The following is a 17,569-nucleotide window of genomic DNA, read 5'->3' as shown; positions in this document are numbered from 1 at the left end:
CTCCTTCAGGGTGTTGCACTGAACTGCCAAGTGGGAGTTGCCGTTTTACCGGTCAGCGCCGAGTTGCTCCAATTAGCCGAGGTTGCGGGCAGCGAAATCTCGAAGCACAGCGCCACCGCGGCGCCCGGGGACGCTCCACCGGTGGGTAGCGCGATGGCCCCGACTGCGGAACCAGTTGAGAGCGACGGAAACACCGTCGCACTTCCCACCACGAATTGTGGTGTTCCCGTGGAGAAGGCCGACGCATCACAGGTCGTCGACTTGACCACCCGATACCGCAGCGCCGACGCCAGAGTTGAGTCGCCGGCAACCGTGGCCGCCTGCAGAGTGACGGATGCTGCCGGCGAGACCGGCACTGTTCGAAGAGATATCGGGCCATACGAGAACGCACCGGGGCGAATCAGGAGCACCGAGGGCGTGTACGTGAAAACGCCAGGGGCACTGGATGAATGCGACGACCATCCACCGCCGACGTTCGACTCGATTCCGAATGTTCCGGTGCGAAACGATGCATCGCCCATCGTGCTGTCCACCCAACTGGCCGCCACGGTGGTTGCACCGATACCCAGGACGAGTCCCGAGGCCGCCAGTGCGTACACCTGACGCATTCGCCGTGTGACCACGCAGGCGTCAGGGGGTGGACTGGCCGGTGAACTGCCAGAGCAAGCGCCCGGTGTCCTTGCCCGACACGATCGAAGGGTCGACTCCGGCAGGCAGCGTGACCGCGAAGCACAGTTCCACCGGCACGCCCGTGCCTAGCAAGGTGACATCCGAACCCGAACCTGCCGTCAAGGCCACCGGACTAGCTGTCGTGCCCACCCATGCTGTTCCTGCTCCAATTCCCGCCGCCGTGCAGGCCGTGGAGGAGACACCTCGATACACCGAGTACCGCAGGGCGGGTTTGAGATCGGCATCACCGCCCGTCGCACCGAGTAGTTGTACCGTCGCGCCGGAAGTGCTGGCCGTGGGACCGATCCGAAGCGCTACCGGCGCATATACCGTCGTTCCGGGTGCGAGTGTGTTGAATCCCGTGCTGAATTGGAAGTGGCCGGCGGAAGCGTCCACTTGATACTCACCCCAGGTCGTCAGTCCGTCGAAACTGCCCTGGAGATTCCAACTTCCCGTCTTGAACTGCGCGTCGCCGAAAACATTGTCTGTCCACGCCGCCAAGGTGACAGCGGCGCCGATACCGAGGACAAGTCCTCCGGCAAGTAACGCACGTACTTTGCGCTTGTTTACAGCCTTCCGATCAGTGGCCATGCTGGTCTCGATTCACTTGGAATGCGAAAGAACCTCCGATTCGGGAAATCTAGCCCCCAATTTCATCCGAAATATCCGAAATGACCGAAATCGAGACAAGAACTTCACGCCTTGTCCGCCTCGCCACCATTCGTGGGCGCTGACCAGGCGGAAATAGGAAAGCCGGCCAGATGGTTGCACCTTCCAACGACGTTTGCGTTCTATTCGCTGAGAAAGGCACCACATTCATGGCCGTCCCACTTTCCATCCTCGATCTCGCCCACATCGGCGACAACGAAACCGCCAAAGACAGCTTCGACGCCAGCGTGACCTTGGCGCAGCGTGCCGAGGAGTGGGGCTACAAGCGAATCTGGTACGCCGAGCACCACAACATGGGTTCCATCGCGTCTTCGGCCACCAGCGTTCTGATCAGCCACGTCGCCGCGCACACCAGCAAAATCCGCCTCGGCGCCGGTGGAATCATGCTGCCCAACCACGCGCCGCTGACGATCGCCGAGCAGTTCGGCACCCTCGAGACTCTGCACCCGGGTCGCATCGATCTCGGTCTCGGTCGCGCGCCCGGTAGTGATCAGAAGACCATGCAGGCTTTGCGACGCGACCCGAGTTCTTCGGACAGCTTCCCGCAGGACGTACTCGAGCTTCAGGGCTACCTCGGCGACACTTCGCGCGTCCCCGGAATCAATGCCGTTCCCGGTAAGGGCACTCACGTTCCGCTCTACATTCTCGGATCGTCACTGTTCGGAGCCAAGCTCGCCGCGATGCTCGGCCTGCCGTATGCATTTGCCTCGCACTTCGCCCCCAACGCCCTGCGCGACGCCGTCGCGATCTATCGACGCGAGTTCAAACCGTCGGAGCAGTTGGCGGAGCCGTACGTCATCGCGGGCGTCAACGTCATCGCCGCCGACACCCATGAGCAGGCTCAGCAGGACTTCCTCGCGGCCAAGCGTTCGCGCGTCAGCCTTCTTCTCGGACGCGGACGCAAGTTCACGGACGACGAAGCGGACATGCTGCTCGACTCCCCCGCGGGTCAGCAGGTTCTGCAGATGACCAAGTACAGCGCCATCGGCACGCCCACGGAGGTCCGCGCCTACCTCGACGAGTTCACCGAGCATGCACAGGCCGACGAGCTGATCACGGTGTCGACCGGCACCAACCGCGAGGCTTGGTTGCGCACGTTCGAACTCCTCGCCGACGTGAGCGATCTGGTACCCGCCTAAGCTGCCGGTATGGGCGATCCATCCCGTCGCGGGTTCATCTCGGTACTGGCAGTTCTACTTTCGACGGGTTGGGCCGCCAACCACTTTGCTTCGCTCATCCCGGTTCTCCGGGTGGACGAGGGCCTTTCGCATACCGTGCTCGACGGTGTTTTCGGTATCTACGCGCTCGGACTTCTACCCGGCCTGTTGACCGGTGGAGCACTGTCGGATCGCGTCGGCCGAGCTGTAGTCGTCCTGCCCGGAGCGCTCATAGCCTCGCTCGGAACCTTGATTCTTCTTCTCTGGCACGACGCGCCCGGGCTCATGGTCGGGCGCCTCGTTGTCGGTATCGGTGCCGGTCTGGCAATCGGCGCCGGTACCGCGTGGGCGGCTGACCTTCGCGGCAAGTCCGGAACCGTGATGGCGGGCGTAGTACTCACCTCGGGTTTCGCACTGGGACCACTGTTTTCGGGTCTGTTGGCACAATTTGCCGCCTTCCCACTCGCTACGCCCTTTGTCGTCTCGGCCTTCTTGTCGGTGGGTTCGGTTACCGCGGCAGCTGTGTGGAGTCGTACACCTGTTTCCGTAGAAGCCGCGACCATCACACCTGTCCCAGACGGCGCGGAGCGCTCCGTCGCAAATGCGCCAGACGGCGCGGAGCGCTCCGTCGCAAATGCGCCAGACGGCGCGGAGCGCTCCGTCGCAAATGCGCTGCTCTGGGCACTTCCGTTGGCGCCGTGGGTGTTCGCCAGCGCAACAGCCTCTTTTGTGACCATGACGGCCAGGCTCGGAGACCGCTACTCCGGCCCTCTCCTTCCGGGTTTCGCGGCGGCGCTGACTCTGGGTGCTGGAATCTTGGTTCAAACCGCTGCGCGCCATCGCAATTGGGGTCCTCAGGCCGGCACGGTCGGCGCCGCACTGGCGGCGCTCGGATACTGCCTGGTCGCCGTCGGCGGCGCACACCCCGCGCTCGGGTTGTTCATCGTCTGCGCGCTCGTCCTCGGTACGGCCTACGGACTGTGTCTGCGTGAGGGACTGCTCGACCTCGAGTCGCTGGCTCCCCCGGCCTCGCGGGGCGCTTTGACCGGGATCTTCTACGTCGGCACCTATCTCGGATTCGGACTGCCGGTGCTACTGGTTGTCATCGAACCCACGATGGGTCCGTCACTGCCGTTGGTGATCCTCGCCGCTGTTGCCGCCGTCGTTGCCGTGGTCCGATTCCGTCGATTGCGGTCGACCCAGGCTTCCTCGTCACATCCGCGTCTCGAAGCCGCATCGGTCTGAACACCCGTTCGGACGGAGTTGGCGGTACTTGCAGTCGCAGCTACCCGGCGGTGTTAGCGTCGGAGGACCAGAAGGTAACTGCGTAGGGACACAGCACATGGGCAAGAGCGAGGCGGGCAAGGCCGAATCGGCCAAGAGCAGTGGCGACGATCTGACGGGTCGGCGCATCCTGATCACCGGCGCTGCCCGCAATATCGGTTCTTCGCTGGCCAGACGCCTGTACGACCGTGGTGCGTCCGTGGGACTGCTCGGCCTCGAGCCGGAACTTCTCGAGCAAGTCGCCACTTCCTGCGGCCGCGCGCCGTGGCAGTTGTGCGACGTCGCCGACCTCGAGCAGGTATCTCGCGGCGTCGACTACATCGCTGAGAAGCTGGGAGGCATCGACGTCGTCGTCGCCAATGCCGGTGTCGAGGCGAACTCGTCGATCCTCGGCGGCGACCCTGCGGACATGCGCCGCGCCGTCGAAGTCAATCTCATGGGCACGTACTACACCCTGCGCGCAGCCGGTCCGCACATCAGTCACGAAAACGGTTACGCCCTGGTGGTCGCCTCGGCTCACGGCGCCGCCAAGCATCCGTTTCGCGGACCGTTCGGTGCTTCGCGCGCCGGCGTCGAAGCCTTGGGTGACGCGTTGCGCTTGGAAATGAAACACCTCGGCACCAAGGTGGGCGTCGCGTATATCGGCGACATCGACACCGATACCACCGCACTGTCGTTCGACGGAGCACGCGGAACCCTCGCCAGCGTCGGCACCACGACCGTCGCTGACGCCGTCGACGCGTTCGAGCGCGGTATCGTCGGCCGGAAGTCACGCGTACACGCGCCCCGCCGCAGCGCCGCGGTTCGCCACATCGCGCAACGAGCTATAGACCTCCGTCCCTCTCACATCCGTGGAGTCGCATGAACCCCCGCATCCCGCCCGGCCGATTCAAGGACCTCGGTCCGATCAACTGGGGAATCTGGCGTGTCCTGTCGAAGGCTGCCGGAGCACCCGATGCGCATCTGTTCAGCACCTTGGGGCGCACGGGTGGACTCTTCCGCGGTTGGCTGCACTACTCCGGCTCACTCATGCCCGGCGGCAAGATCTCTCGCCACGACACCGAACTGATCATCCTGCGGGTCGCGCACCTGCGGGACTGCGGTTACGAGATGGATCACCACATCAGGCTCGGCCGCAAAGCCGGAATCGACGCAGAAGAACTGGCCCGAATCATCGAGGGCCCTGGCGCTTCCGAGTTGAGTCCGCGTCACCGTGCGATCTTGACTGCGGTCGACGAGTTGGTCACCACCAAGGACGTCACCGACAACACGTGGGGAACGCTCTCGCAGCATCTCGACGATCGTCGGTTGATCGAATTCACCTTGTTGGTCACTCAGTACGACGGCCTGGCCACCACGATCGGAACCTTGCGGGTTCAGCGCGACTTCTCCTGAAGTTCCGCGGCGGCCGTAACTCAGCTCTAACCCGAAGACATCTGGACGAAACACCTGATCAATAGCGTATACAGGTATGTCGACAGGGATGAATACGGCGCCGGAGCCACTGCGTGAGGTGGTCTACCGGGAACTACGCACCGAACTGGTCAACGGGACTATCGGGTTCGATCAGCGCCTGACGGAACCGAAACTCTCCACGCGTTTCGGCATTTCTCGCACACCAGTACGGGAAGCGTTGACGATGCTGTGCGCCGATGGACTCCTGCGCCGGGAAGAGTACGGGTTCTCCGCCGTGCGCCCGAGTATCCCGCGGATCCGAGATCTGTATGAACTCCGAATCACTCTGGAACTACAGGGAATTACCCGGGCGATCGCAGATCCGACGATCCGGCACGACCGAACAATCCTCGACGACGAATTGGTGCGGTGGCGTGCCCTGGCTCTCGATCCGCCCGCTCAGGAACCGGGGTTCGTCGAACTGGACGAGGAATTCCACGTCGCCGTACTGAGGGCGTCGGGAAACAATGAACTGGTCGCGTCGCTGCTGTCGGTGAATTCCCGTATCCGGCACGTTCGGATGTACGACTTCATGGTCAACGGCCGCATCGACACCTCGATCGCGGAGCACATTCGAATCCTCGAAGAACTACGTGCCGGCAATCTGCCCGAGGCCCGCACGCTTTTGCACCAGCACATCGGCGAGTCTCTCGACGTCGTCCTCGACCGGGTGACCCGCGCGATCACCGCGCTCTCACTCGCCAACATCACGGACTGATCGGAGCAGTACACACCATGACCATCGCAGCAGAAGTTTTCACCCCGACAGCCCGGGTCGAGCAGGCATTCCAGCGGATCGAGGAAGTAGATCGCCCCGAAGTCTGGATCACGTTGCGCCGCAAGGAAGATGTGCTTGCCGATGCCGCTTCGGTCGAAGCCAGAATCGCCGCGGGCGAGCATCTTCCTCTGGCTGGGCGTCTGGTCGCCGTCAAGGACAACGTCGACGTCGCCGGTCTGCCGACCACAGCGGCGTGCCCCGAATTCGCGTATTCGCCGGACGAAACCGCCAGTGCCGTTGCGCGGTTGATCGAGCACGGGGCTGTTGTTCTGGGGAAGACCAATCTGGACCAGTTCGCCACCGGACTGGTCGGAACGCGCAGTCCGTACGGAGCCGTTCGCTGCGCCTGGGACGAAGAGTTGATCTCGGGCGGTAGTAGCTCCGGATCCGCCGTCGCTGTCGCGCTGGAAATTGCAGACATCGGAATCGGCACCGACACTGCCGGTTCGGGCCGGGTGCCGGCAGCGTTCCACGGGATCTACGGACTCAAGCTCTCGCTCGGCGTCATCCCCGCCCACGGAGTATTGCCCGCCTGCGTCGACTACGACGCTCTGACGGTATTTGCCGACGACCTCGAATCGGCAACCGCGGCAGCGGCAATCATGATCGGCCACGAACCTCGGGATCCCCGCAGCCGCGTCTGGCCTTCCGACGTTCGTCTCGCGGCGGCGCCGAATCCCCGCGTCGCCGTCCCCCGAATCGAGGATCTCGCTCAACTGAGCCCGTCGTATACAGCAGCATTTCAGGACACTGTGACAGCTCTGGTAGCCGGCGGCGCCGAGACCGAGACCGTCGACATCTCCGGGCTGCTCGACGCGGCCCGATTGCTCTACGACGGCGCCGTGGTGGCGCAGCGGTACGCCGCTGCCGGCGAGTTCCTCGAAACTCGTCCTGCCGGAGCAGATCCCGCGGTGTCCGACATCGTGCTCGGCGCGAAGCACCCCACCGGATACCAGCTAGTCGACGATCTCGACGCTCTCACCCACGCCAAGGCTGCCGCCCGGGAACTCCTCGCCGGGTTCGACGCCCTACTGCTTCCCACCACCACCGAACATCCGACCATCGCTGCCGTGACCGAGGATCCGTTCGGAATCAACCGCCGGATGGGAACTTTCACCAACTTCTGCAACCTGCTCGACATGGCGGCCGTCGCGGCGCCCGGACACCGCACCGCCGAAGATCACCCGTTCGGCGTCATGTTCGTCGTACCCGCTTTCGACGACCAGATCGCCATCGACCTCGCTGCGCGACTCGGCGGTGTGCCTTCACCCACCCTCGTCGATACCGGAATCGATCTCGCAGTATTCGGCGCTCACCTGCGCGGGCAACCCCTCAACACACAGTTGGTCGACCTCGGCGCGCGGTACGTCGAAACCGTCACGACCTCGGATGCCTACCGGCTCTTCGCTCTCGACACGACGCCACCGAAGCCCGGCCTGGTACGCCGTGGCCCTGGACTCGGCGCACCGGTCGTCGGCGAGATCTTCCGAATCTCACCGGCCGGGCTGGGAACATTCCTCGCCGCCTTGCCTGCACCGATGGCGCTCACGAGCGTCGAGTTATCCGACGGCAGAACGACAGTCGGTTTCAGCTGCACTCATGACGCCGTAAACGGCGCAGCTGACATCACCGACTACGGCGGTTGGGCCGCGTACCTCTCTCGCTGACAGTCACGGCTTGCAGATTCGAGTGACGGCCTCGCGCACCACTTCACGGCGGCGCGCGATCTCGTCGGCGTCGACGTTCTGGTTGTCGGCCACACCGGGGGCCACCACCCAGCCGAACACGAGGCCGAACAGCATCGTGATCAGGTCCTGGGGGTCCCAGTGCTTCGAGATGAGGCCGTCTTCTTGAGCCTTGCGAATCGTGGCCATTCGCGGAACCCAGCTGGAATGTTCCTCGGCCAACTTCTTCATCCGTGGTGCCTCACCCTGCAATTGACCCCAGATCATCATCCGTTGAATCTGTGGTTTGCCGAGCATTGCGTCGAACAGTTCGACAGCATGCGCGGGCATGTCTTCACCGGTGAACTCGACGGATTCCATCGCCTGCTCGAAGTCGACGTCGAGCACCGCGTGGAACAACGCGACCTTGTCACCGAAATAGGCGTAGAGGCGCTCCTTACTGGCGTTTCCGTTCTTCGCAATCCGATCGATGCGCGCACCGGCAAGCCCGTAGGTGCCGAATTCTTCTTGCGCAGCGTCGAGGATTCGCTGTTTCGTCGCGGTCACGTCAGTGGGAGCCATAGTGATGATGGTAACCGAACGAACTATTTCGTTTGACTCACCCGAGAAGGCTGGAATACCTTTTTCCAATGACCACCACGTCCCACGTCGACGGCGGCACTCTGCCACCGATCCCGGCTGTCTCCGAGAATCCGAATCATCAACGTCGCTGGCTGGTGCTCTGCATCGTCGCGTTCGCTCAACTCATGGTGGTGCTCGACGGCACCATCGTCTCCATCGCCCTACCGGCAGCCCAGGAGGAACTGGGCATCAGCGACCTTGACCGCGCGTGGGTGGTCACGTCGTACGCCTTGGCGTTCGGTGCGCTGCTGCTCCTCGGCGGACGTATCGCCGACTACTGGGGCCGCAAGCGCTCCTTCATCGTCGGCATGGCGGGCTTCGCGGTTGCCTCCGGCATCGGCGGCATCGCGCAGAGCGGTATCGAACTGTTCATCGCCCGCGCCGGCCAGGGCGTCTTCGCAGCACTGCTCGCGCCCGCCGCGCTGTCGATGCTCACCACCACCTTCATCGGAGAGAAGGAGCGCGCCAAGGCTTTTGCCGTCTACGGCGCGATCTCCGGCGGTGGCGCTGCTATCGGCCTTCTCCTCGGTGGAGTGCTGACGCAGTACGTCGACTGGCGCTGGTGCCTGCTCGTCAACATCCCGATCGCGCTGATCGCCATCGCTGCGGCCGTCCCGATCGTCAAGGAAACCAAAGCGCACGGCGACACGAGCTACGACCTTCCCGGCGCTGTCCTAATCGCCCTGGGGCTCGGCTCACTGGTCTACGGATTCACACGCGCCGAGCACGGCTGGGGTCAGGCGGACACTTTGCTGTTCATCGCACTGGGTCTGGTCTTCCTCGCGATCTTCGTGGTCGTCGAGAGCCGCAGCAAGAATCCGCTTCTACCGCTGAGCGTTCCGTGGCATCGCGATCGCGGCGCTGCTCTGATCGGCTCCATGCTGGTGGGCGCCGCCCTGCTCGGCGGCACGTTGTACCTGACGTTCTACCTGCAGATCGTGCTCGGATTCAGCCCGGTCATGGCCGGCGTCGGATCGCTGCCGATGGCGTTCTTCATCGTCTTGGCGTCGACCATCGCAGCGCAGTTGTCCACCAAGATCGGCCCCAAGCCGCTCATGGTCGCCGGCCCGCTGGTGGCAGCAGTAGGACTGCTCATGCTGACCCAGATCGAGGTACACAGCTCCTACTGGACGCACGTGTTCCCCGGCCTCGCCATCTTCGGCTTCGGACTCGGTCTGCTGATGGTGCCGATGCAGAACCTCGCACTGATCGGTGTCCCCGACCACGACGCCGGCGCTGCCAGTGCCCTGGTCAACGCCACCCTGCAGATCGGCGGCGCACTCGGAACCGCACTGTTCACCACGATCTACGCTTCGGCAAAGTCGGCCTTCACCGTCAACAACGCGGCGCCGATCCCGCCGGAAGGCATTCCTGTCGACATGTCGAACGCGACCATCCCGACCGGCGATCAGTTGGCGCTACTCCCCCAGCCGGTGCAGGACTTCGTCGCCTCGATGACGGACTACTTCTTCGGCGCCGAGGTATCCGGATACTCGGCCGCATTCGGTTGGGCGGCAATCCTGTTGGCGATCATCGCACCGGTAGTGCTGGTTCTGGTCCGCGCCAAGAAGGGTGATCTGCCCGCCGAGGGTGCAGTCCACATGGGGTAACCCCCTGTGCGCCTTTATTAACCGCCCGCGGTTAATAAAGGCGCACAGCAGGTCAGGCCTTCCTCAACACCTCAGTCACCGGAGTGCTGCTGCGGCCGATCAACTTCTGCAGGTCACCCGACTCGGTGTCCAATGCCCCCTTGGCAATTGCAGCATCGGAATCCGCGAGAATCTCTGCGACCGGGGCAGGCAGGCCGACGCTCTCGAGAATCCCCTTGTATGCGTCCTCGCTCACGAACTGGTACGCGACAGGCTTGCCGGCAAACTCGCTGATCTTCTCGGCCAATTCGGCGTAGGTGAGCCTCTCGTCACCGCCCAACTCGTACACTGCACCTTCATGACCATCGGTGGTCGCGACTACTGCTGCGGCGTCGGCGTAGTCCACACGCGCCGCAGCCGCGATCTTTCCGTCCGCTCCCGCACCGACGAGTGCGCCGCGTTCGATCACACCGGCCAGGTCGTTGGTGAAGTTCTCCCAGTACCAACCGTTGCGCAACAGTGCGAACGGAATACCGCTTCGGGTGAGCACGTCCTCGGTCGCCTTGTGCTCGGCAGCAAGCTTCATCGGAGTGTCTCGAGCATTCAAGATGCTCGTGTACGCGATGAATCCGACACCGGCAGCCTTCGCCGCGTCGATGATGTTGGTGTGTTGCGCGAGCCGTGACCCCACTTCACTTCCCGAGATCAGCACCAGCTTGTCGACTCCCGCCAATGCGATTTCCAACGCCGAGGCATCGGCGTAGTCCGCCCGACGTACAACTACTCCGCGGGCGGCGAGGCTTTGCGCCTTCTGCGGATTGCGGACCACTGCGACGATGTCGGACGCGGCGGTTCCCCGCTCGATCAACGACTCGACTACCAGTTGTCCGAGGTTTCCGGTTGCGCCGGTGACTGCAATGCTCATGCGAACTCCCGATCCAGGTTGAAGCGTAAATGCGTTCTGCAACCATCATGCACTTATTTTTCGTAAGTGCAACATGTCGAGTTAGCGCTATGGGATCGTGCAGTAGTAGCCTGGGTTCATGACCAGCACCGACTCACCTTCACGTGCTGCCCAGACCCCTGATCCGAATGCCGACGTCGTGGACCCAACACTCGAGGCTGACGTCTTCGCTCGCGGGTGCAACTCTCGGGCGGCATTGCAGAATGCAACCGGACGCTGGGGCGCACTCGCGCTGGCGGCATTGAACGAGGGCCCGTACCGGTTCAGTGCCCTGCGCCGACGCGTCGACGGAGTCAGCGAGCGCATGCTCTCGCAGACCCTGCAAACACTCGAGCGGGATGGCCTCGTGCACCGTGAGGTACTCGAAACCATCCCGCCCAAAGTTGAATACAGCCTGACCGAACTCGGCGCCGACGTCGCCGCAAAGATCACGGCCCTGATCGAACTACTCGAATCGCAGGTGCCGAAAATCGTTGCGTCACAAGCGTCGTACGACGCCCGGAATCAGCTCAACTTGTCCGAGAGCTGAGCGATGAACTCGTCGAATGCGTAGGGAACGCTCAGCACCGTCGGAGCGGACGTAGCCATCGCGTAGTCCATTCCGACCAGACGAACCAGACGGCCGTTCGACACCGAGGTCATGTTCGCGAACGGACCGAAGGACATGAGCTTGTCCAGGTTGGTGCCGTCGGCGTCGACGAGAATGAAGACGTCGGCGTCGAGTGTGTCGATGGATTCCATGCCCACGGACACCGAACTGTCGCCGGAAGTGCACACTGCGTCGACACCGGGCGAGGTCTTCACCCCGAGCTGGCCGAGAAGACGGATCCGCGGGTCGGTGCCGCAGAAGACGATCAAGCCCTCATCGGTGCGCATCGCATACGTCGAGGTTTTGCCCTGGAACTGCGGGTGATCAGCGGCCTGCTTCTCGAAGTACGCCCCGGTCTCGTCGATCAGCGTCTGCGCCTGCGCCGGCTGTCCGAGCGCCGCGCCGATCATGCTCATCTGCTTGTCCCACGCGGTATCCCACGGCTGGTCGGGGAAGGCGACGGTCGGCGCGATGTCACTGAGGCGCTTGTACTCGCCCTCGTCGATACCGGAGTAGACGGCGAGGATCACGTCGGGATCGAGCCCGAGGATCTGCTCGAACGGGATATCGGGATTGGTCGTCATGAGAACGGGCTTCGCACCGTTCAGACGCGAAGCGTCCCAAGGCAGAATGTTGTTCTCGATGCCGTCGCCGGAGAAGCTCTCCATGGCGACCGGGACCTTGTTCAGTGCAATCACCGAATCCTGGCCACTCCATCCGATGGTCACGATGCGCATAGGCTCCGCGTCGATCGTGGTCGAGCCGTAAGCGTGGTCGACGGTCACGGGGAACGCCCCCGCCTCGGCGGCACCCGAAGCTTCGGTGTCCGATCCGGCGTCACCTGAGGTTCCACAGGCGGAGAGCGTCAGCGCGACGCAAGCCGCGAGCAGTACGGAACGAGTTTTCATGAGTGGTCCTTCGAAAGCCGGATGGTCGACTCGGGACGCTAATGCGTTGCGCGCCTACACCCCGACTCGAAGGCCTCAGTTGGCGGTTTCGCAACACAACTCGACACAAAAGACGAAAAACCCCGTGTGCCTTTCCGGTAGAGCGAACTACCAAAAAGGCGCACGGGGCCGAAGGCCCTGCCGTCAGAAGTTGATCATGTGGCCGGCGAGGCCGTGGATCGCTTCCTGCAGTGCCTCACTGAGCGTGGGGTGGGTGTGGACGTTGCGTGCCAACTCGTTGACCGTGAGGTCCCACTTCTGGGCCAAGGTCAGCTCGGGCAGCAGTTCCGAAACGTCCGGTCCGATGAGGTGCCCGCCGAGCAGTTCGCCGTACTTCTTGTCGGCGATCAGCTTGACGAAACCGGTCGGGTCACCGAGACCGTGTGCCTTGCCGTTGGCAGCGAACGGGAAGTTCGCGACCTTGACGTCGTAGCCCTCGGCCTTGGCCTGCTCCTCGGTCAAACCGAACGAGGCGACCTGCGGCTGGCAGAACGTCGCACGCGGCATCATCCGGTAGTCACCGAGTGTCTGCGTCTCCGCGCCGCCGATGGTCTCGGCAGCGACGACAGCCTGAGCTTCTGCGACGTGCGCGAGCTGCAGCTTGGCGGTGACGTCACCGATGGCGAAGATGTGCGGGACGTTGGTGCGCATGTAGTCGTCGATCGCGATGGCGCCGCGATCGGTCAACGCGACACCGGTGTTCTCGAGACCGAAGCCCTCCACGCGCGGTGCGAAGCCGACGGACTGCAGAACCTTGTCGACGACCACGGTCTCGATCTCGCCGGACTTGTTGTCCTTGATCGAGACGGTGACCTTGCTGCCGTCGTCGCTGATGGACTGCACAGCGGCACCGGTCTTGATGGTGACGCCGAGCTTCTTGTACTGCTTGGCGATTTCCTTCGAGACGTCGGCGTCCTCGTTGGGCAGTGCCCGATCGAGGAACTCGACGATCGTGACGTCGACGCCGTAGTTCTTGAGGACGTAACCGAACTCCATGCCGATCGCGCCGGCACCGACGATGAGGATCGAACCCGGAAGGTCACGGGTGAGGATCTGCTCTTCGTAGGTCACGACGTTCTCGCTCAGCGAGGTGCCGGGCAGCAGCTTGGTGTACGAACCGGTCGCGATGATGGCGTTGTCGAACGTGATCGTCTCGGTGCCACCCTTGCTCAGCTCCACGCTGATGGTGTTGGCGTCGACGAACGTGCCCTTGCCGTCGTACTCCGGGATCTTGTTCTTCTTCATCAAGAAGTGAATGCCCTTGACTCGCCCGTCCGCGACCTTGCGGCTGCGATCGAAAGCGGAGCCGAAATCGAAGGACACGTCTCCGGACATGCCGAACGTCTTCGCTTCTTTCGTGAAGATGTGCGCGAGTTCGGCGTTACGGAGAAGCGCCTTGGACGGAATGCAGCCGACATTCAGGCATACACCGCCCCAGTACTTCTGCTCGATGATGGCGGTGCTCAGGCCCAGTTGTGCCGCGCGGATAGCAGCGACGTACCCACCGGGGCCGGCTCCGAGGACAACGACGTCATAGTGTGAGGTCACGATTCACCAGGGTAGTCCTGCATCGTTTCGCTGTCCCCAGATGGTCGTATTACCCGTCGGTAGCCCACACTTCTCGGGCAACTCGGGCGAAATTTCCGCCGTACACGGCCTCGATCGACGGCTCGTCGAAGCCCCGCTCACGCAATACCTGATCAAGTGTCAGCACCTCCTCCGGAGGAGTCCACTGCAGTGGCCCCCACGCGGTGTACGCCTCGGAGAACGACGACGGGTTCTGCTCGATCTCTTCGCGGAAGTCGTCGGCGTCGAAGGAGAAGTCGGAGCCGATCCCGACATGATCGATGCCGACGAGTCCCACAGCCTCTTCGATGTGGTCGGCCATCGCGGACAGCCGAGCCTGGTCGTCATCCGGTCCGTTGACGCCGAGGAATATGCCGACGCCGTTGATCCCGATGACGCCGCCGGTCTCCGCACACGCCCTGGCCTGATCGTCGGTGATGTTGCGCGGATGCTCCCACAACCTTCGGAGATTCGAGTGGCTGTAGATCATTGCTCGCTGGGTGATAGCTGAGATGTCCAACCCCGTCTGTACCGAACAATGTGAGCCGTCGACCGTCATTCCGACGCGATTCATCTCGGCAACCAGGTCACGGCCGTATCCACTCAACCCCGTGTCCGCCAGGTCCAAGCAGCCACAGCCGGCAGCATTCATGTAGTTGTACGTCGGCAACATCGAGCGGACTCCGAGGTCGCAGAAGTACGAGACGTTGGCCAGGTCTCCCTCCAGCGGATTCGAGTCTTCCAGGTCGAAGGCCAGGGCGATTCCGCCGGACTCCTGAATCTCCACGACGCCGTCGACGCTGAAGACAGGGGTGATCTCCGGGAACTCGACCCGCGCCTGCCACGCGAAACTCTTGGCGATTGCCGTCGAGTCCGCGCGAGTCTGCGGCGAGTAACCGACGTTCACCGAAACGTAACTCCCCGCTGGGCGCTGATATCGGAGAAGATCTTCGACAGACGCGTTCGACTGCAGAGGTAGGCAACAATGTTGTTCCCATAGTGGATATGTCCGGTTCACTCACTAATCCCGTCGATGATCAGGGAAATTCACCTGAAACTGGTCGTACGTTCAGCAAATCTCTGGTTCACTGGCGGATAACGCACCGATGCGGTAGAACTTACAAGACTCACACGCCCTGTACCTATCGACAGAGCATGTACCCAGCATGAATTCCCGTACGGGAACAGCAACAAAGGACCGTTCACTCCTGGGCGGATTCGAAGGAATTTTAGGTGGAGGTTTCTGAACGTATGCGTGCTCGCACTTTCAAGCGTGGCCGTCTGGTCGCCGCTGTAGCCGCAGTATCCGTGCTGCCGATGCTGATCAGCCCTGCAGTGTCGTCCGCAGGCGGAGATCCGTCGACCACCACGGCAACTGTTGCCAAGGCAAACACAACGGGTTCCAAGCTCTCGAGCCGCACGGACAACGGGCGCATCGCCACCATCAAGGTGTACTCCCCTTCCATGGAACGCGATATTCCGCTCGAGGTCATCCTCCCGGCAGACGGCAGCGAACCCCGCCCGACCCTCTACCTGCTCAACGGTGCAGGCGGCGGCGAAGACCGGGCGACGTGGCAGCGTCAGACCGACGTCAACGAGTTCTTCGCTGACAAGAACGTCAACGTCGTCACCCCGCTCGAAGGTGCATTCAGCTACTACACCGACTGGGTGAACGACGACCCGTCCCTCGGCCGTCAGAAGTGGCAGACGTTCCTGACCCAGGAACTCCCGCCCGTCATCGACGCCGAGTTCAACACCAACGGCGTCCAGTCGATCTCCGCGATCTCGATGACCGCGACCTCGGTCCTCAACCTCGCCATCGCAGCTCCGGGCCTCTACAAGGGCGTCGGTGCATACAGCGGATGCGCCGAGACCAGCACACCGGTCGGCCAGTCCTCCATCGAACTGGTTGTGGGCATGCGCGGCGACGCTGACGTGACCAACATGTGGGGCCCCCTCGACGGCCAGGGCTGGATCGACAACGACCCCGTCGTCAACGCCGAGAAGCTCCGCGGCACCGAGCTCTTCATCTCCACCGGCTCCGGACTCCCCGGCCCGCACGACACCCTGAACAACGAGGCGATCAACGGACAGGTCGGCACACTCGCCAACCAGGTGATCGTCGGCGGCGTCATCGAGGCAGCAGTCAACTACTGCACCCACAACCTCGCCTACCGCCTCAACGATCTCAAGATCCCGGCCACCTTCGACTTCAAGCCGACCGGCACCCACTCGTGGGGCTACTGGGAAGACGATCTCCACAACTCCTGGCCGATGCTCGCTCGTTCGATGGGCATCTGACCGAAATCGTTCCGACTCGACCCCGCTCCCTGCACTTCCGGGAGCGGGGTCGAGTGCTTGTCTGGGCCGATTCGGGGGTTAGTTCGGGGGTTAATTCCGGGGCCAATTCAATTGTCAGGCAATCGAATCGCGTCACTTTCTGCGCCCGCTCTGCTTTACTGACACATAACAAAAAGTGAACCTGTTCCAGTAAGGGCTCACAGGCACTTCGATCCGTTCCGGATCCGAAGACATTCAGGTGGAGGATCCGAACGTATGCGTGCTCGAATTTTCAAGCGTGGCAGTGTGATCGCAGCTCTCGCAGTGGCCACGGTGCTGCCGATGCTGATCAGTCCGGCGACAGCTTCTGCGGGCGGTGACACGTCCGGATCGCACGTCGTGAGCAACACCAAGACCGGCGACCGCAAGGTCACCATCTCGGTCTTCTCCCCGGCGATGGATCGCAACATCCCGCTCGAGGTCATCCTCCCCGCAGATGGCAGCGAACCCCGCCCGACGCTCTACCTGCTCAACGGTGCAGGCGGCGGCGAAGACTCGGCGACCTGGCAACGCAAGACCGACGTCATGAACTTCTTCCAGGACAAGAACGTCAACGTCGTCACTCCACTCGAAGGCGCGTTCAGCTATTACACCGACTGGGTGAACGACGATCCGGTTCTCGGTCGCCAGAAGTGGCAGACGTTCCTCACCAAGGAACTCCCGCCCGTCATCGACGCCGAGTTCAACACCAACAAGGTCCAGTCGATCTCCGCGATCTCCATGACCGCGACCTCGGTCCTCAACCTCGCCATCGCGGCTCCCGGCCTCTACAAGGGCGTCGGGGCGTACAGCGGATGCGCTGAGACCAGCACCCCCGTCGGTCAGAGTGCGATCGAACTTGTCACAGGTACCCGCGGCGGAGCTGACATCACCAACATGTGGGGCCCGCTCGACGGTCAGGGCTGGAAGGACAACGATCCGGTCCTCAACGCCGAGAAGCTCCGCGGCACCGAACTCTACGTCTCCACCGGCTCCGGACTCCCCGGCCCACACGACACTCTCGCCAATCCCGCGATCAACGGTCAGGTCGGTGCGCTCGCCAACCAGGCGATCGTCGGCGGCGTCATCGAGGCAGCGGTCAACTACTGCACCCACAACCTCGCCTACCGCCTGAGCGATCTGAAGATCCCGGCCACCTTCGACTTCAAGCCGACCGGCACCCACTCGTGGGGCTACTGGCAGGACGATCTCCACAACTCCTGGCCGATGCTCGCTCACTCCCTGGGCGTCTGACCCGATTCGTTCTCACTCGACCC

17 protein-coding genes are annotated in these 17,569 nt (G+C 63.0%); 10 read left to right on the top strand and 7 right to left on the bottom strand.

Going from position 1 to position 17,569, the window contains the following annotated elements; translation table 11 throughout:
• Positions 1 to 5 precede the first annotated feature (5 nt).
• Positions 6 to 623: a hypothetical protein gene (locus A0W34_RS07695; RefSeq protein WP_232330006.1), complete on the bottom strand. Its 618-nt coding sequence runs from the start codon at positions 621 to 623 to the stop codon at positions 6 to 8.
• Positions 624 to 630: 7 nt separating this feature from the next.
• Positions 631 to 1,260: a SipW-dependent-type signal peptide-containing protein gene (locus tag A0W34_RS07690; RefSeq protein WP_058227456.1), complete on the bottom strand. Its 630-nt coding sequence runs from the start codon at positions 1,258 to 1,260 to the stop codon at positions 631 to 633.
• A gap of 227 nt (positions 1,261 to 1,487) precedes the next feature.
• Here A0W34_RS07690 and A0W34_RS07685 point away from each other — a divergent pair, with 227 nt between their 5' ends.
• The 6 genes from A0W34_RS07685 to atzF all read left to right on the top strand — a co-directional run bounded on the left by A0W34_RS07685 (position 1,488) and on the right by atzF (position 7,679).
• On the top strand, positions 1,488 to 2,477 hold the full coding sequence (locus A0W34_RS07685) for an LLM class flavin-dependent oxidoreductase (protein WP_039973481.1): 990 nt from the start codon (positions 1,488 to 1,490) through the stop codon (positions 2,475 to 2,477).
• Between the two features lie 9 nt (positions 2,478 to 2,486).
• Complete coding sequence (locus A0W34_RS07680; protein ID WP_047268862.1) at positions 2,487 to 3,740, top strand: MFS transporter; 1,254 nt, start codon at positions 2,487 to 2,489, stop codon at positions 3,738 to 3,740.
• 97 nt (positions 3,741 to 3,837) lie between these two features.
• A complete protein-coding gene (locus tag A0W34_RS07675) occupies positions 3,838 to 4,644 on the top strand; it encodes an SDR family NAD(P)-dependent oxidoreductase (RefSeq protein ID WP_054186871.1) in 807 nt (268 codons plus the stop codon).
• A complete protein-coding gene (locus A0W34_RS07670; protein WP_047268860.1) occupies positions 4,641 to 5,174 on the top strand; it encodes a carboxymuconolactone decarboxylase family protein in 534 nt (177 codons plus the stop codon). The genes A0W34_RS07675 and A0W34_RS07670 overlap by 4 nt, the downstream gene beginning before the upstream one ends.
• 76 nt (positions 5,175 to 5,250) lie before the next feature.
• Positions 5,251 to 5,952, top strand: coding sequence for a GntR family transcriptional regulator (locus A0W34_RS07665; protein ID WP_019744458.1), 702 nt, complete (start codon positions 5,251 to 5,253; stop codon positions 5,950 to 5,952).
• 17 nt (positions 5,953 to 5,969) lie between these two features.
• Positions 5,970 to 7,679: an allophanate hydrolase gene (gene atzF / locus A0W34_RS07660; RefSeq protein ID WP_047268859.1), complete on the top strand. Its 1,710-nt coding sequence runs from the start codon at positions 5,970 to 5,972 to the stop codon at positions 7,677 to 7,679.
• A 3-nt stretch (positions 7,680 to 7,682) separates the two neighbouring features.
• Here the strand turns inward: atzF and A0W34_RS07655 are convergent, their stop codons facing one another.
• Positions 7,683 to 8,258, bottom strand: a complete 576-nt coding sequence (locus A0W34_RS07655) for a TetR family transcriptional regulator (RefSeq protein WP_003941498.1) — start codon at positions 8,256 to 8,258, stop codon at positions 7,683 to 7,685.
• 68 nt (positions 8,259 to 8,326) lie between these two features.
• Here A0W34_RS07655 and A0W34_RS07650 point away from each other — a divergent pair, with 68 nt between their 5' ends.
• Entirely contained in the window at positions 8,327 to 9,928 is a 1,602-nt protein-coding gene (locus tag A0W34_RS07650; protein WP_047268858.1) for an MFS transporter, read from the top strand.
• Positions 9,929 to 9,980: 52 nt separating this feature from the next.
• Here the strand turns inward: A0W34_RS07650 and A0W34_RS07645 are convergent, their stop codons facing one another.
• Positions 9,981 to 10,832, bottom strand: a complete 852-nt coding sequence (locus tag A0W34_RS07645; RefSeq protein ID WP_081557545.1) for an SDR family oxidoreductase — start codon at positions 10,830 to 10,832, stop codon at positions 9,981 to 9,983.
• Between the two features lie 118 nt (positions 10,833 to 10,950).
• Here A0W34_RS07645 and A0W34_RS07640 point away from each other — a divergent pair, with 118 nt between their 5' ends.
• Complete coding sequence (locus A0W34_RS07640) at positions 10,951 to 11,400, top strand: winged helix-turn-helix transcriptional regulator (RefSeq protein WP_007735410.1); 450 nt, start codon at positions 10,951 to 10,953, stop codon at positions 11,398 to 11,400.
• On the opposite strand, the gene A0W34_RS07635 is transcribed toward A0W34_RS07640, so the two are convergent.
• The 3 genes from A0W34_RS07635 to A0W34_RS07625 all read right to left on the bottom strand — a co-directional run bounded on the left by A0W34_RS07635 (position 11,376) and on the right by A0W34_RS07625 (position 14,991).
• Positions 11,376 to 12,368, bottom strand: a complete 993-nt coding sequence (locus A0W34_RS07635) for an iron-siderophore ABC transporter substrate-binding protein (RefSeq protein ID WP_073512154.1) — start codon at positions 12,366 to 12,368, stop codon at positions 11,376 to 11,378. The genes A0W34_RS07640 and A0W34_RS07635 overlap by 25 nt on opposite strands.
• A gap of 183 nt (positions 12,369 to 12,551) precedes the next feature.
• The gene (gene lpdA / locus A0W34_RS07630; protein WP_003941477.1) at positions 12,552 to 13,955 is read right to left on the bottom strand and encodes a dihydrolipoyl dehydrogenase; all 1,404 of its coding nucleotides are present in this window, start codon (positions 13,953 to 13,955) and stop codon (positions 12,552 to 12,554) included.
• 49 nt (positions 13,956 to 14,004) lie between these two features.
• Entirely contained in the window at positions 14,005 to 14,991 is a 987-nt protein-coding gene (locus A0W34_RS07625) for a dipeptidase (protein ID WP_039973363.1), read from the bottom strand.
• Between the two features lie 233 nt (positions 14,992 to 15,224).
• Here A0W34_RS07625 and A0W34_RS07620 point away from each other — a divergent pair, with 233 nt between their 5' ends.
• Complete coding sequence (locus tag A0W34_RS07620) at positions 15,225 to 16,274, top strand: alpha/beta hydrolase (RefSeq protein WP_007733735.1); 1,050 nt, start codon at positions 15,225 to 15,227, stop codon at positions 16,272 to 16,274.
• Positions 16,275 to 16,529: 255 nt separating this feature from the next.
• Entirely contained in the window at positions 16,530 to 17,546 is a 1,017-nt protein-coding gene (locus A0W34_RS07615) for an alpha/beta hydrolase (protein ID WP_003941485.1), read from the top strand.
• Positions 17,547 to 17,569: the final 23 nt, after the last annotated feature.

Source organism: Rhodococcus sp. BH4 (assembly GCF_002079265.1).
GTDB lineage: Bacteria > Actinomycetota > Actinomycetes > Mycobacteriales > Mycobacteriaceae > Rhodococcus_F > Rhodococcus_F qingshengii.
Note: the sequence above shows the minus strand (reverse complement) of the source record. Positions and strands in the feature narration are given on the sequence as shown.